Origin of the sequence: Trichocoleus sp. DQ-U1 (genome assembly GCF_039961925.1) — a bacterium.
Classification (GTDB): Bacteria; Cyanobacteriota; Cyanobacteriia; order Cyanobacteriales; family FACHB-T130; genus FACHB-T130.
The window spans coordinates 1-17,509 of the sequence record NZ_JAMPKB010000065.1; the positions used below are offsets into that span (position 1 = coordinate 1).

Consider the following 17,509-nt stretch of genomic DNA (forward strand, 5'->3'; position numbering starts at 1 on the left):
AAAACATCGTTGCAGTTACCAGGTCTGAGTTTGAGTCTTGTGGAGGTGGAAACTGGCACCGCCAAGTTTGATTTGACGCTAGAGATAACGGATACCGAGGAAGGGTTGACAGGGTCATTAGAGTACAACACTGACTTGTTTGATGAAGCCACGATTACTCGGATGTTGGGGCATTTTCAAACGCTGCTGGAAGGCATTGTGGCGAATCCCGATTGCCGTTTGTCGGATTTGCCGTTATTGACGGAGGCGGAAAGATATCAATTGTTGGTGGAGTGGAATCAGACTCAGACTGATTACCCCGCCGATAGCTGCTTTCATCAGTTGTTTGAACAGCAGGTCGAGAAAACACCGGATGCGATCGCGCTAAGCGCACGCTCCGCGAACGCCCTCACATTTGAAGAACAACATCTCACCTACAAACAATTAAATGAACGTGCGAACCAACTGGCGAATTATCTACAAAAACAGAGGATAACAACCGAATCTCTGGTTGGCATCTGTGTAGAACGCTCTTTGGAGATGATGGTCGGACTCATCGGCATTCTTAAAGCAGGGGGAGCTTATGTGCCGTTAGACCCATCCTATCCCCAAGAGCGCCTATCTTTCATGCTGTCAGACGCGCAGATGCCCGTATTGTTAACTCAACAGCATTTGGTCGAAAAGTTACCTCACCACACCGCTAAAGTTATTTGTTTAGATGCAGAGTGGGATTGGATTGCCCAAGAAAGTATAGCCAGTCCAGCCAGTGAAGTTAACGCCGATAACCTCGCTTACGTCATCTATACTTCCGGTTCCACGGGTAAGCCAAAAGGAACCTTGATTCCCCATCGAGGACTGGTTAATTACTTAAGTTGGTGTTCGCAAGCCTACGCCGTAGAAGCTGGGAAAGGCGCTCCAGTTCACTCTTCCCTGAGCTTCGATATGACGATTACCGGGTTATTTTCACCTTTATTAGTGGGAAATCGGGTAATCTTGCTGTCTGAAGCGCAGGGTATCGAAGCTTTGAGTATGGCGCTACGGCACGGTAGTGACTTTAGTTTAGTTAAAATTACCCCGGCTCAGTTAGATTTGCTGCGCCATCAGTTAGCCCCAGCAGAAGTGGCGGGTCGAACCAAATCCTTTATTATTGGCGGCGAAAATCTTTTAGCTCAAAGCGTTGCGTTTTGGCAAAAATTTGCTCCGGATACTGTATTGGTAAATGAATATGGGCCTACAGAAACTGTTGTGGGATGCTGTATTTATCAAGTTCCTTTAGGCAAGCATCAATCTGGATCAATTCCGATTGGTCGTCCGATTGCGAATACGCAACTTTATATTTTGGATCGGCATCTGCAACCTGTCCCGATTGGCGTAATTGGTGAGCTACATATCGGCGGTGCAGGAGTGGCGCGAGGGTATCTAAATCGTCCTGAATTGACAGCAGAGAAGTTTATTCCCAATCCGTTTAAAAACCTAACCCCCCAACCCCCTTCCCTACGAGGGCAGGGGGAGAATTGCTCCCCTCCCCTGGTAGGGGAGGGGTTAGGGGAGAGGTCTCGGCTATATAAAACCGGGGATTTGGCGCGTTACCGAGCTGATGGCACGATTGAGTATCTGGGAAGATGCGATCGCCAAATCAAGCTCAGAGGCTTTCGGATTGAACTGGAAGAAATCGAGTCGGTGTTAGCACAACACCCCCAAATTCGAGACGTGGTGGTGCTAATTCGGGAAGATGAACCGGGACCTAAATTGGTGGCTTATCTTGTTCCTCAGTCAGCAGCAGTCCCCACAGTTAGCGAATTGCGCTCTTACTTACAACAGAAACTGCCAGAGTATTCGATCCCATCCGCCTTTGTGACTTTGGAGTCTTTACCGCTAACTCCCAACGGCAAGGTAGATCGTCAAGGATTGCCATCTCCGGGGGTAGCTAGACCCACCTTAGACGATGCGTTTGTGGCACCTAGAACGCCCGCAGAGCAGGTGCTGGCGGAAGTTTGGCGCGAAGTTCTCAATCTGGAGCAAGTTGGCATCCACGACAACTTCTTTGCTTTGGGTGGAGATTCGATTCGGAGTATACAAGTGCGATCGCTTGTGCAAAATCGCGGCTTAAATTTCTCTCTCCAACAACTCTTCCAAGATCAGACAATTTCCGAACTCGCACCACATCTAGAAGGAAGTGAAATTGAAAAGGCTGCTTCCGTTGCACCTTTTAGCCTCATTTCCGAAGCAGATCGTCAAAAATTACCCAATGGAATTGAGGACGCCTATCCCCTCACCAAGTTGCAAGCGGGGATGCTGTTCCATAGCGAATACAGCCCAGAAACAGCAGTCTACCACGACATTGTAAGCTTCCAGGTACAAGCAACTTTTGACCTCGAAGCACTGCAAACAGCGATTCACCCTTTAATCAGTCGTCATGCAGTGTTACGCACCAGCTTCGATTTAACTAGCTTCAAGGAACCCCTGCAACTTGTTCGTCACACAGTTACAATTCCTCTGCAAGTAGAAGATTGGCGTCATCTTTCTGACACGGAACAAGCAGACGCACTCACGAATTGGTTTGAAATTGAAAAAAGCCGAAATTTTGATTGGACTCGTCCTCCTCTGCTGAAATTTCAGGTACATCGCCGTACTGACGCAACATTTCAACTTACCCTCAGCTTCCACCATGCTATTATCGACGGCTGGAGTGTAGCTTCTTTATTCTCCGAGTTGTTTCAACAGTATTCTGCGTTGCTGGAAGGGGAAGAAACGCTGGAAGTTTTGCCATCACCCGTTAGTCATTTCCGAGACTTTGTATCTTTAGAACGGGAAGCGATCGCTTCCGAGGAATGTCGCAACTTTTGGAGCAAAAAGTTAAAAGACAGTACCATTACAAAACTGCCTCGCTGGTTTCCTAGCGGTGAAGAAACGCATCAAAAGAAACCTTGCGTGCCGGAAATTTTCCTTTCTTATGAGACTTCAGCAAATTTAAAGCAACTCGCTGAATCCGCAGGCGTTCCCCTAAAAAGTGTTCTACTTGCAGCACATCTAAGAGTATTAAGTTTGTTGAGCGGTCAATCAGCAATTTTAACTGGCTTAGTCTCCAATGGAAGACTAGAAAAAAAGGATGGGGAAAAGGTTTTAGGACTTTTCTTGAACACACTACCATTTTGCCAAGAATTGCCAGGAGGAACCTGGATAGACTTGGTAAAAGAAACTTTTGCCTCTGAGCGGGAATTGCTTCCTTTTCGCCGTTATCCTCTGCCAGAATTGCAGAAAGAGCTAAGTAGAGAATCGCTTTTTGAAACAGCTTTTAACTTTACGCATTTTCACGTTTATGAAAGTGTTTTAGGGTTGGAAAATATTGAGATATTAGACGCGGCCTTCTTTGAAGAGACAAACTTTGCTTTAATTGCTAATTTTGTTTTAAATCCAGTAAGCGATCGCGTTCAAGTAAAGCTGGAATATCAAGCCTCATTTTCTCAAGAGGAAAGAGAGGCGATTAGGGGATATTACGCTAAGACTCTTGAAGTCATGGTAAGCCAACCTTCGGCACGTTATGAGTTATCCACTCTGCTTTCTGAGCAAGAACAACATCAGTTACTCGTAGAATGGAACGACACTCAAGTTGACTACCCGAAAGATGCGTGTCTCCATCAATTATTTGCTGCTCAGGTAGAAAAAACACCAGATAATATTGCTGTTGTTTTTGAAGGAAAACAATTAACGTATCGGGAATTAAATCAACAAGCTAACCAAGTAGCGCATCGCTTGCAAAAGCTAGGCGTAAAAACAGAAGTTTTGGTTGGTATTTGTATGGAACGCTCCCTAGAAATGGTGGTGGGACTACTTGGCATTCTGAAAGCAGGTGCAGCTTATGTTCCGCTAGATCCATTCTATCCTCCAGAACGCCTAGCTTTTATGCTAGAAGATGCTGGGGTTCCCGTGCTGTTAACTCAACAGCATTTAGTTGAAAATCTTCCCAAACACAATGCTCAAGTTTTATGTCTCGATACAGATTGGGAAATCATTGCCCAAGAGAGCTTAGAAAATCCTTCTAGCAGGGTGACGGCAGAAAATTTAGCTTACGTTATTTATACCTCTGGCTCCACAGGAACTCCCAAAGGGGGGATGAATACCCATCGCGGTATCTGCAATCGCTTATTGTGGATGCAAGATACTTATCAACTAACACAAACTGACCGAGTTTTACAGAAAACCCCCTTCAGCTTTGATGTTTCTGTATGGGAATTCTTTTGGCCTTTGATAACGGGTTCTCGTCTGGTTGTCGCTAAACCAGGAGGACATCAAGATAGCGCTTATTTAGTGGAGCTGATTGCCCAGGAAGAAATCACTACGATTCATTTTGTGCCGCCAATGCTTCAGATTTTCCTAGAAGAGTTGGAAGTGCAAAAATGTCAATGTCTCAAACGAGTGATTTGCAGTGGTGAGGCTTTATCCTACGAACTTCAACAACGGTTCTTTGCGCGGTTGGACGCCCAATTACACAATCTTTATGGTCCAACGGAAGCAGCCATTGATGTCACGTATTGGGCTTGTCAACGGGAAAGCGAACTCCCTATCGTTCCGATTGGTCGCGCGATCGCAAATACTCAACTTTATATCCTCGATAGGCACCTGCAACCTGTCCCAGTCGGTGTGGCTGGTGAACTCCACATCGGCGGCGTTGGCTTAGCGCGAGGCTATCTCAATCGTCCTGATTTGACACAACAGAAGTTTATTCCTAATCCGTTTAAAAACCTAACGATTCAGCCCGATTCCTTAGCAGGGGACTCTTTGGGGGAGAGTCGCTTATACAAAACTGGAGATTTGGCGCGTTATCTACCTGATGGCAACATTGAGTTTCTTGGCAGGATTGACAATCAGGTAAAACTGCGGGGTTTCCGCATCGAACTGGGAGAAATTGAAGCAGCGCTAATGCAGCACCCAGCTATACGAGAAACAGTAGTTTTGTTGCGGGAGGATAACCCAGGTGACAAGCGTTTAGTCGCTTACATTGTGCCGAAAGAACAAGCACCCGACATTCACGATCTACGGGACTTCTTGAAGCAGAAACTGCCGAGTTATATGGTGCCATCTGCGTTTATGTTTTTAGAGGCGTTACCTTTAACTGCAAATGGCAAAATCGAACGTCGAGCATTACCTGCACCGAAAAATCTATCTTTATCAACAGTTGCTTATATACCTCCCCGGAATCCGTTTGAAGAAAAACTAGCGCAACTTTGGGCTGAAGTTCTCGACCTTGAGCGGGTAGGCATTCACGACAACTTCTTTGAGTTAGGCGGTAACTCTTTAGTCGCAACTCAACTGATTTCTAAGGTGCGTCGCACATTTCAAGTAGAAATTCCTTTGCGAAATCTATTTGAGTTGCCAACAATTGCTGGACTTGCTGAAAGCATTTCACAAACCAAAGAGAGTAACGCTGATGCTCAGGAAGCGGCGATTCAGCCAATTTTCAGAACGGCTCGACGCGGTTCCCATAATCAATCAAAAAAGGGAGAGTAAACGATGACATTGCATTCTTCCTGGGATGCTACAACAGACATTCAAGAAGACGATATTTTCGTTCTTCCGACTTCTTTTGCACAAGCAAGATTGTGGTTTCTGGATCAATTTGAACCAGGCAGTCCTTTCTACAACATTCCTGCCGCTGTCCGCCTTACAGGGAAGCTGAACATTGCTGCTTTGGAGCAAAGTCTCAATGAAATGGTGCAACGCCATGAAGCTTTGCGGACGACGTTTGCGGTTGAAGATGGTCAGCCAGTGCAAGTTATCCGAGCCAGCTTGACTCTAAACTTGCCGATTGTAGATTTAACAGCGCTACCTGCAAGTGAGCGAGAAGCTGAGATTTATGCAAGAGCAAATGAGGAAATCCAACAACCTTTTGATTTAACTAAAGTTCTTCTGTGGCGAGTCACGCTGTTACGACTAGATGAAGCAGATCATGTGTTGCTACTGACCATGCACCATATCATCTCTGATGGTTGGTCTTTGGGGGTATTTCTGCGAGAAATGGCAGCACTTTACGAAGCCTTTTCTAATCGCAACCCCTCACCGCTTCCGGAACTTCCAATTCAGTATGCAGACTTTGCTGTTTGGCAGCGTGACTGGCTTCAGGGGAAAGTTTTGGAAACTCAGCTCAATTACTGGAAACAACAATTGAGTGGTTCTTTGCCAGTGCTGCAACTGCCAAGCGATCGCCCTCGACCTGCTATTCAGTCTTACACGGGGAAAAAGCAATTTTTTGTCCTATCCAAAACCTTGACAGCAGCGCTCAAATCTCTAAGTCAGCAAACAGGTGTGACTTTGTTTATGACAATGCTGGCGGCATTCAAGACGCTAGCACACCGCTACACAAACCAAGATGACCTGATTGTGGGGAGCGCGATCGCAAATCGCAACCGAGCAGAAGTTGAGGGACTCATCGGGTTGTTTGTCAATACCTTGGTGCTGCGAACAGATTTAAGTGGCAATCCCACTTTCAAAGAGTTACTAAATCGAGTTCGGGAAGTAACGTTAGGTGCTTATGCTCACCAGGATTTGCCCTTTGAAAAGCTAGTAGAAGAACTCCAACCAGAGCGGGATTTGAGCCAAAATCCTCTATTTCAGGTGTGGTTTGCTCTTAACAACGCTCCTATGCCAGCGATGCAGCTAGCGTCGGGACTAACCCTAACTCCCTTGGAAGTGGACAGCGGCACTGCACAGTTCGATTTGAGCCTGGATATGGTCGAACGGGGAGAAGAACTGATTGGCTCGTTTGAGTACAATACCGATTTGTTCGACGCGACCACGATTACTCGCATGGTGGGGCATTTCCAAACCTTGCTGGAAGGCATTGTTGCTGATTGCGATCGCCCCCTATCACATTTGCCATTACTGACAGAAACCGAACAGCATCAGTTGCTAGTTGACTGGAATGACACCCAAGCGAATTACCCTCAAAATCACTGTATTCATCAGCTATTTGAAGCGCAGGTAGAGAAGACACCAGATGCTGTTGCTGTTGTATTTGAGAACCAACAACTAATTTATGCAGAACTCAATGCCAAGGCGAATCAACTAGCGCATCACTTGCAAAAACTAGGGGTAAAACCAGAAGTTTTAGTAGGCATCTGTGTAGAACGCTCTCTAGAGATGATTGTCGGAATTTTAGGCATTCTCAAAGCGGGTGGAGCTTATGTACCGCTAGACCCTGCCTATCCACCAGAGCGCTTGGCTTTCATGTTGTCAGATACCCAAGTGCCTGTGCTTTTGACTCAACATCTGCTGTTAAAGAGTCTGCCTCAACACAAAGCAAAAGTTGTGTGTCTCGATGCAGACTGGGAGGTAATTTCACAAAATAGTACCAAGAATCCACTTACCAAAGTGACTGCCGAGAACCTGGCATATATCATCTATACCTCCGGTTCTACTGGCAAAGCGAAAGGAGTGATGATTCAGCATAGCAGCCTGGTTAGTATCTATCTAGCTTGGGAAGAAACTTATCAACTTCGCGCTGCACAAAGTTGTCACCTTCAGATGGCGAATTTCTCCTTCGATGTATTTACAGGAGACTTCGTTCGCGCCTTATGTTCTGGTGGAAAGTTAGTTTTGTGTCCCCGTGAATTCCTACTAGAGCCGCCAAAGCTTTATGAGTTGATGCTCCAGGAAAAAATTAACTGTGCGGAATTTGTTCCGGCTGTTTTGAGGAGCTTAGTTCAATATGTAGAGGAGAACAACAAACGTCTCGATTTTATGCGGCTGCTAGTTTGTGGTTCTGATAGTTGGTATGTACGAGAGTATGAAATAATCCGCCAATTTTGTGGAAGTCAGACGCGACTGATTAACTCTTTTGGCTTGACAGAAGCCACGATTGATAGTTCTTATTTTGAAGGAACGTCTAATTTATCGAGTGAGCAGTTAGTACCGATTGGGCGTCCCTTTGCCAACACTCAGCTTTACATCTTAGACTCCCATTTACAGCCACTACCTGTCGGCGTTCCTGGCGAACTTTATGTTGGCGGTGCTGGCTTGGCGCGGGGTTATCTCAACCGTCCTGAGTTGACACAAGAGAAGTTTATTTTTAATCCTTTTAGAGTAAGAAACTCATCCCCTAGCCCCCTCTCCGCAAGCAGAGTGGGGGGAAAAGAAATTTGTAATGAGCCAGAGTCCCGTCTCTATAAAACTGGAGATTTAGCGCGGTTTCTACCTGATGGGAATATTGAGTTTATTGGCAGAATTGACTATCAAGTAAAAATTCGCGGCTACCGGATTGAGCTAGGAGAAATTGAGGGGGTGTTAAGTCAACATCCTGCGGTGCGTGAGGCTGTGGTTTTAGCTGGCGAGTATGAACCAGGAAACCAACGCTTGATTGCTTATATAGTGAGCAATATTAGTAATGTTGAATTAGGACAAACGCACGGCTGTGCGTCCCTACAAGATTCAGAATTAATTAAAGAATTGCGTAGTTTTTTGAAGGAAAAGCTACCGCATTATATGGTGCCATCGGCTTTTGTGGTGTTGGAGGCTTTACCGCTAACACCTAATGGTAAATTAGATAGGCGATCGCTTCCAGTTCCAGATCCCACTCGTTCCCAAACTGAAGCAGCTTATACCGCACCTCAAACCACAAGGGAAGAAGTTCTAGCGAGAGTTTGGTCGCAGGCTCTGGGAGTTGATAAAATTGGCATTCACGATAACTTCTTTGAGTTAGGTGGAGATTCTATCTTGAGTCTTCAGATAATCTCTAAAGCGCGTGATGCAGGACTTCAGCTAAGTCCAAAACAAATTTTTCAATATCAAACAATTGCAGAGTTAGCGGCGGTAGCGGGTACCACCCAGACCACAATTGAAGCTGAACAAGGTATTGTAACTGGAACGGTACTTTTAACACCCATTCAGCAATGGTTCTTTGAGCAAAATCTACTTGATGCTCACCATTGGAACCAGGCAGTTTTGCTAGAAAACCGGCGAAATTTGGATGTTACTTGGTTGAAAAAGTCAGTACAGGCATTACTGAGACATCACGATGCACTTCGATTGCGCTTTGTTAAGGATGCATCCGGTTGGCAACAGTTTCACGCTGATGTTGATGAAGTAATACCACTCATCAAACTTGATTTTTCTAACCTGTCAGCAACTCAGCAAAAACAAGCGATTGAAGATACGGCTAATGAACTTCAAGCTAGCTTAAATTTATCTGAAGGGTCGCTGATTCGAGTAGCTTTATTTGAGCTTGGCGACAATCAGCCGAACCGTTTACTAATTGTCATTCATCACTTAGCGGTTGATGGTGTTTCCTGGCGAGTTTTACTTGAAGATTTACAGACAAGTTACGAACAAATCAGTCAAGGCGAATTTATTCAACTTCCGCCTAAAACAACTTCGTTTAAACAGTGGTCTGAACAACTACGAGAATATGCAAATTCAGCCGCATTAAAGCAAGAACTAAATTATTGGCTAACAGAATTGCAAAAACCGATTTCTTGCTTACCCGTAGATGCTAACGGAATAGATGCTAACGGAATCAATACAATGGCTACGGCTCAAACTGTATCCGTTAGCTTGAGCCAAGAAGAAACTCAAGCTTTATTACAAGAAGTTCCCAAAGTTTATAACACCCAAATAAACGATGTGTTACTAACCGCTTTGGGACAAGCTTTTTCGCAATGGACAGGGATGGATTCGGTTCTCGTGGATCTGGAAGGACACGGACGAGAGACGTTCTCAGAATCAATCGATTTATCCCGCACTGTAGGCTGGTTTACTTCAGTCTTTCCTGTGCTGTTGAATGTAGGTAAAAATAGCAAACCCGGAGAAGCTTTAAAAGCAGTTAAAGAACAACTCCGCCGGATTCCCAATCGTGGCTTTGGGTATGGTGCATTGCGCTACCTCAGCAGTGAAGAAGTCGCCTTGGCACTAAAAGCATTGCCTCAAGCGGAGGTGACTTTCAACTATCTCGGTCAATTCGACCAAAATTTACCGCCATCCTCGCTATTTAAAATCGCCTCTGAATCTACTGGAAACCTTTACAGCCCACGGGGAAGCCGAGCCTATCTATTAGAAATTAATGGATTAGTTGCAGTCGGTCAACTGCGCCTGGAATGGAGTTTTAGCGAATCGGTACATCGCCGGGAAACGGTGCAGAGACTGGCTGACGGATATATAGAGGCGTTGCGATCGCTTATTGCTCACTGTCAATCTCCAGAAGCAGGCGGCTACACTCCCTCAGACTTTATCGCCGCTAAAGCTAGTACCAGCGACTTCGATAAGTTGCTCGCCCAAATTAGTCAATCTACCAAAGGCAGCCGCCATGAAAGTTGAAAATCTAGAAGACATTTACGAACTTTCACCGATGCAGCAGGGGTTGCTGTTTCATACGCTGTATGCCCCAAAATCGGCAATGTATTTCGAGCAGTATAGCTGGACGGTGCAAGGAGATTTTAATGCCTTGGCGTTTAAGCAAGCTTGGCAAAGCGTAATCGACAGACATCCGATTTTGCGGACTGCCTTCTTTTGGCAAGATTTGGAAAAGCCCTATCAAGTGGTGTACCGCCAAGCTGAACTAATTTGGCAGGAACAAGATTGGCGGCATTCGCAGGAGTTGCAAGCAGAACGGTTAGAAATGTTTTTGCAAGCAGATCGCGATCGCGATTTCGACCTTTCCCAAGCCCCCTTGATGCGTCTCGCCTTGATTCGGTTAGCAAATGATACCTATCAAGTGGTTTGGAGCCATCACCACATCCTTTTAGATGGTTGGTCGGGTCCCCTGGTCTTTCAGGAAGTTTACGCCTTTTATCAAGCCTTCTGCCAAGGTCAAGAATTACACCTGGAACGCCCCCGTCCGTTCCGGGAATACATTACCTGGCTACAGCAGCAAGATTTGTCGAAAGCGGAAGCGTTCTGGAGAAAGACACTGCAAGGCTTTACCGCACCGACTCCGCTAGGACTAGACCGGATGCACGATCGGGCGAGTCTAGAAAACAACGAGAACGAGCAGCAAATCAAGCTATCGCCGGCTGTCAGCGCTGCTCTGGAAGCCTTAGCTCGTCAGCATCGCTTAACGATTAACACGTTAGTGCAAGGAGCCTGGGCGATTCTGCTGAGTCGCTACAGTGGCGAACAGGATGTAATTTTTGGGGCGATTTCTTCTGGGCGTCCAACCGATTTAGTGGGGGTGGAATCGATTGTCGGGATGTTTGTCAACACCTTGCCGATGCGGGTAGATGTAAATCCCGAAGCCGAACTTTTGCCTTGGTTAAATCGTTTTCAAGCTCAACAAGCAGAAATGCGTCAGTACGAGTATAGCCCTCTCGTCAAAATTCAGGGATGGAGTGAAATTCCTGCCAACGTATCTTTCTTTGAGAGCATTGTCACCTTAGAAAACTATCCCGTTGAACCGGAACAATGGGAAGAAAATCAGAACCTAAAGATATACAATTTGCAGGTTTTTGAGAAGACAAACTATCCCCTAACGATCATGGCAGGAACGGGAACCCAGTTGTCGCTCAGAATTTTGTATGACGATCGCCGTTTTGATGTCGCCACAATTACCCGGATGCTGGGGCATTTCCAAACATTGCTGGAAAGCATTGCGGCTAATCCTAATCAGCGTCTGGCTGACTTGCCAATTTTGACCGCCGCAGAACGGTATCAGTTGTTGGTGGAGTTTAATCAAACTCAATATTATTCGACAGACCTAACCCCCCAACCCCCTTCCCTGCGAGGGAAGGGGGTGCATGACGCCCCTCTCCTTGCAGGAGAGGGGCAGGGGGAGAGGTTAACCCAAGAGTATTGCTACCCGACTAAATCCCAGATGGGGCAGTGCATTCATCAGTTATTTGAAAAACAAATAGAACAAACACCCGATGCGGTTGCGGTAATTTTTGATAACCAACAACTTACCTACACCGAACTCAACAATCGAGCGAATCAATTAGCGCATTACCTGCAAAAACTCGGCGTGAAACCAGAAGTTTTGGTTGGCGTCTGCATGGAACGCTCTTTGGAAATGGTGATTGGACTTTTGGGGATTCTCAAAGCAGGTGGTGCTTATGTACCGCTAGATCCCAAGTATCCCCAAGAACGCTTAGCGTTCATGTTAGAGGATACGCAAGCATCGGTATTGTTGACGCAACAGCAACTCATTGAGATTCTTCCAAAACATAATGCTAAGGTTGTCTGCCTGGATACCGATTCGCAACTGATTGCACAACAAAACTCGGAAAATCCGGTTCAAGAAACGATAACAGCAGATAACCTCGCCTACGTCATTTATACTTCTGGTTCTACTGGCAAACCGAAAGGCGTTGCGATCGCACATTACAACACTGTGGCGCTAATTGATTGGGCGAAAACAGTGTTTACACCAGCGGATATGGCAGGGGTTTTGGCTTCTACTTCTATCTGCTTCGACTTGTCAGTTTTTGAATTGTTTGTGCCCTTAAGCTGTGGTGGTACGGTCATTCTGGCTGAAAACGCCTTGTATTTGCCGACTTTACCAGTGGCGGATCGGGTGACGTTAATCAATACTGTGCCCAGTGCGATCGCGTCCTTACTCCGAGATAACGCTATCCCCGCAACAGTCCGCACCGTGAATCTTGCTGGCGAACCCCTGCCAAATAATCTGGTGCAGCAACTCTATCAGCTAAACCACATCCAGCAGGTATTTAATCTCTACGGGCCTTCGGAAGATACTACCTATTCAACATACGCCTTAATCGAACGCGGTAGCCAAGGCACTCCGCCTATTGGTCGCCCGATTGCCAATACACAAGTCTATGTATTGGATAACTCTCTACAACCTGTCCCCATCGGCGTTGCTGGCGAACTCTATCTTGGCGGTGCAGGACTGGCGCGAGGTTATCTCAATCGTCCAGAACTGACAGCCGAAAAGTTTATTGCCAACCCATTTAATCAAAACCTAACCCCCCTGCCCCCTTCCCTACGAAGGAAGGGGGAGTCTGACGCCCCTTCCCTCGTAAGCGAGGGGTTGGGGGAGAGGTTGCGCCTCTATAAAACAGGAGATTTAGTTCGTTATCTTCCTGACGGCAACCTAGAGTTTTTAGGTCGAATTGACCATCAAGTAAAAATTCGCGGCTTCCGCATCGAATTAGGGGAAATTGAGGCTGTATTGGCTAAACATCCAGCCATTGAGAAAACCGTTGTCTTAGCTCAAGAGGACGACCTGAATACTCAGCGTCTTGTTGCTTATTTGACAACAAAACAACTTCCTCAAGATTCAGATAAATTGCCAGAAACACAATGGCATTCTGAGCAGGTATCGGAATGGGAAACAGTCTTTGAAAAGACTTATCACCAAAATTCCAATATTCAGGAAGATACTTTGAATATTAGTGGTTGGAATAGTAGCTATACAGGCTTACCAATTCCAGCCGAAGAAATGCGGATGTGGGTTGACAGCACTGTTGAGCAAATTCTCGCCTTAAAACCCTCTCGCATTCTTGAAATTGGTTGTGGTTCTGGTCTACTTTTGTTCCCCATTGCGCCTCATTGTTCCCATTACTTGGGCACCGACTTCTCTCAATCTGCACTTGACTATATTCAGCAGCAATTAACAACGCAAAACCTGCCCCAAGTAACGCTAGATAGACGACTGGCAGATAACTTTGAGGGAATAGAAGCGGGTGCCTTCGACGTGGTGATTATTAACTCCGTGATTCAGTATTTCCCCAGCACTGACTATCTGTTGCGCGTCTTGGAAGGCGCTGTAAATGCTGTGAAACCAGGTGGTTCTATCTTCATTGGGGATGTGCGTAGTTTGCCGCTATTAGAAGCTTTCCATACTTCTGTACAACTGCATCAAGCTCCCTCTAACCTTTCTATAACTGAATTACGGCAGCGCATCCAAAAACGCTTACAACAAGAGCAGGAACTAATTATCGATCCGGAATTTTTCAGGGCACTGAAGCATGAATTTTCCAAAATTAGTCACGTCCAAATTCAACCCAAACCAGGTAAATACCAGAATGAATTGACCAAGTTTCGCTACGATGTGATTCTTCGAGTCGGTGCTGAAGTCGATTGTTTGCAAGATTTCCCTTGGCTAAATTGGCAGAAGCAAAATCCGACTCTTGGTATTCGTCAGTTACTGGAAGAAACCAACCCAGAGATTTTGGGAATCACGGGAATTCCTAATGCGCGTCTGCTATCTGAGATGAAAACTTTAGAATTGCTAGCTGAAAATGATGGAGGAGAAACTGTTGCCGATTTGCGAAAATCACTGCAAGAAAGCAATACAGAAGATGGGATTGAATCTGAAGAGATTCTAGCTCTAGGTCAAGACTTATCTTACTGCATTCAGCTTAATTATTCTGGCGATCATTACGATGCAGTATTTGTGCATAAAACCTTGGCATCTCCAGACAAATTACCAGCATTCTTGGAAACAAGTGGCAAACTAAAACCTTGGAGAAACTATGCGAATAATCCGCTGCAAGGAAAACTAACTCGTGAATTGGTTCCTCAATTGCGCGATTATCTACAGGAAAAGTTGCCGGAATATATGGTGCCTTCTAACTTTATCCTGCTGGATGAATTTCCCCTAAATCAGAATGGTAAAATCGATAGGCGATCGCTCATTACTCTTAGCCAAATTCGCCCAGATTTGGAAAAAACTTTTGTTGCGCCGCGTACACCCATTGAGCAAGCAGTTGCCAATATTTATGCCCAAATTCTAAATCTACAGCAGGTAGGTTCCTCTGATAACTTCTTTGAATTAGGCGGTCACTCGTTACTCGCCATGCAAGTAACTTCCCGGCTGCGGGAAACTTTCCAAGTCGAATTACCGCTACGGACTTTATTTGAATCACCAACTGTTGCAGAATTAGCTGAAGTAATTTCCTCAACTCAGCAAGCAAAACAAATAGATTCTAGTTCCATTCCGCGTGTTTCCCGCAATCAGCCACTACCACTATCTTTTGCTCAACAAAGACTGTGGTTTCTCGATAACCTAGAACCCGGTTCGCCTGACTATAATATTCCTGCACCAGTTCGCCTGGTAGGGCAATTGGACGTTGCAGCGCTAGAGCAAAGCTTTAACGAAATTGTGCGGCGACACGAAATATTTCGTACCCGTTTCGTGATGGAAGGGCAACCGATTCAAGAAATTGCTCCTACTCTGACAGTGACATTTCCTGTTATCGATGTTCAAGCGTTTCCAGAGGCGGAGCGAGAAGGAAAAATTCAACAACTAATTTCCCAAGAAGCATTAAAGCCCTTCGATTTAACTCAAGCACCGCTGTTTCGGATTCAACTGCTGCAACTCGGTGAGGAAGAACATATTTTAGTTTTAGTTCTGCACCATATCATCTTTGATTTGTGGTCAATTGGAGTGATGTTGCAAGAAGTGACTGAACTCTACAAAGCTTTTACGACTGGGGAAATTTCTTTGCTGCCTGAATTACCGATTCAATACGCCGATTTTGCGGTTTGGCAGCGGCAATATCTCCAAGGAGAGGTGCTGGAAAAACATTTAAGTTATTGGAAACAGCAATTAAGCGGTAATTTACCATTAGAATTACCGAGCGATCGCCCTAGATCCGCCGTTCAGTCAAATCGAGGTGCCATCCATAATTTTGCTTTCCCCAAAGATTTGAGCGATGCAATTCAAGCTTTTAATCGGCGGGAAGGAGCTACCTTATTTATGACGCTTTCGGCGGCGTTTAAAACCTTGCTCTATGCCTACACGGGACAGCAAGATATCCTCATCGGCTCCCCGATTGCCAATCGCGATCGCGTTGAACTAGAGCCACTAATTGGATTCTTTGTCAACACTTTAGTTCTTCGCACTGATTTATCTGGAAATCCCAGTTTTCGAGAATTATTAGCACGAGTGCGCGAAGTCACTTTAGGCGCTTATGCTCACCAAAATTTGCCCTTTGAGAAGCTAGTAGAAGCGCTACAACCCAATCGCAAACAAAGTGAATTTCCCTTATTTAAAGTCTGGTTTGCGCTGGAAAATGCCCCCATCCCAAATGTGAAACTGCCGAAATTAACGCTTAGTCCAGTTGACTTTTACAGCGGTATCGCGCGATACGACTTAAGGCTGGGGTTAACGGAGACAGCCGCAGGTTTAAGAGGCTCATTAGAGTACAAAACCGAGTTATTTGATGCCGCAAACATTGCTCGAATCGTCGGAAATTTAGAAGCTATTCTGCGACAAGCCGTGGCCCAACCAGACATTCGATTAGAACAACTTGCAAGTGCGATCGCGCAAGCTGAACAACAACAGCAAATCGCCCAAGAAAAAGAACTAGCACAGACAAGTCTGCAAAAGTTAAAGCGAGTCAAACGCAAGGCAATGCACGGATAGAAACGCGCGGAAATCAATTTCCGAGCTAATAGCAGAAGTCCATTAAAACGGACTAATACATTCAAGATTTAGTCGCTTTAAACCGACTTTGGCTATGAGCCAGGAATTTAAATTCCTGGCAGTACTACGGAAAAAGCACACTTTTGTAAGAAGTCTAATGAAACCCTCAGAATCGCCCAAACTCAGCCTTAAAAAAGTAGGAACTGCCCAAAGAAAATCAATTACTGTCTCTGAGGATGAATTGATTAAAGCAGCACCTCTACAATCTAACCAACCTTTACCGCTCGTTATCGAACCAATGGTAGACGGATTGGATTTAATTACTTGGGCGCAGAATAATCGTTCGTTCCTAGAAACTCAACTTCTCAAGTACAGGGGAATACTCTTCCGCAACTTCAAAATTAAGGGGATTGAAGTATTCGAGCAGTTCGTCAAAGCCACTTCTGATGGTAAACTTTTACCGTATCAAGATGGTTCGTCGCCGCGGACTCTGGTGAAGGACAATGTTTATACTTCCACCGACTATCCAGCCGACCAAACTATCTTTCTTCACAGCGAACTTTCCTACGCCAATACATGGCCTTTAAAAGTTTATTTCCACTGCGTAAAGCCTGCGGAACAAGGTGGAGAAACGCCAATAGCGGATATTCGGAAAGTCTGCGATCGCATTTCCCCTAAAATACGCGATCGCTTTCTCCAAACACAAGTGATGTACGTTCGCAACTTTGGCGCTGGACTCGGACTTCCCTGGCAAAAAGCGTTTCAAACTTCAGATAAAACCGTTGTCGAAGCATACTGTCATGAGAACGGTATTGAGATGGACTGGAAAGAAGGCGACAAGCTGAGAACTCGCCAAATTCGTCCGGCGGTAGTTAACCACCCGAAAACTGGTGAAACAGTTTGGTTTAATCATGCAGCTTTCTTTCACGTATCAACTCTAGAACCAAAAGTTCGTCAAGCATTGTTAGCGTTTTCGGAAATTGAGCTTCCCTACAACACTTATTACGGAGATGGTTCCCCCATTGAACCCGAAGTTTTAGAGGAAATTCGTTCTGCTTATCGCCAAGAAACTGTGATGTTTCCTTGGCAAACAGGAGATATTCTGATACTCGACAATATGTTAACGGCTCACGGAAGAACACCCTTCGTCGGTTCGCGCAAAGTTGTTGTAGGTATGGCTGAACCTTTTAGCAGAAAACATATTTAATCCAGAAT

The 17,509-nt window shown here is 45.5% G+C and carries 4 protein-coding genes; all 4 read left to right on the top strand.

Annotation, left to right across the window (positions count from 1 at the left end; all coding sequences use genetic code 11):
- The first annotated feature begins 9 nt into the window (after positions 1-9).
- Positions 10-5,487: an amino acid adenylation domain-containing protein gene (locus NDI34_RS21625; protein ID WP_348233787.1), complete on the top strand. Its 5,478-nt coding sequence runs from the start codon at positions 10-12 to the stop codon at positions 5,485-5,487.
- Positions 5,488-5,490: 3 nt separating this feature from the next.
- On the top strand, positions 5,491-10,284 hold the full coding sequence (locus NDI34_RS21630) for an amino acid adenylation domain-containing protein (RefSeq protein WP_348233788.1): 4,794 nt from the start codon (positions 5,491-5,493) through the stop codon (positions 10,282-10,284).
- Positions 10,274-16,294, top strand: a complete 6,021-nt coding sequence (locus tag NDI34_RS21635) for an amino acid adenylation domain-containing protein (RefSeq protein WP_348233789.1) — start codon at positions 10,274-10,276, stop codon at positions 16,292-16,294. The genes NDI34_RS21630 and NDI34_RS21635 overlap by 11 nt, the downstream gene beginning before the upstream one ends.
- Before the next feature lie 157 nt (positions 16,295-16,451).
- Positions 16,452-17,501: a TauD/TfdA family dioxygenase gene (locus tag NDI34_RS21640; RefSeq protein ID WP_348233790.1), complete on the top strand. Its 1,050-nt coding sequence runs from the start codon at positions 16,452-16,454 to the stop codon at positions 17,499-17,501.
- The last annotated feature ends 8 nt before the right edge of the window (positions 17,502-17,509 follow it).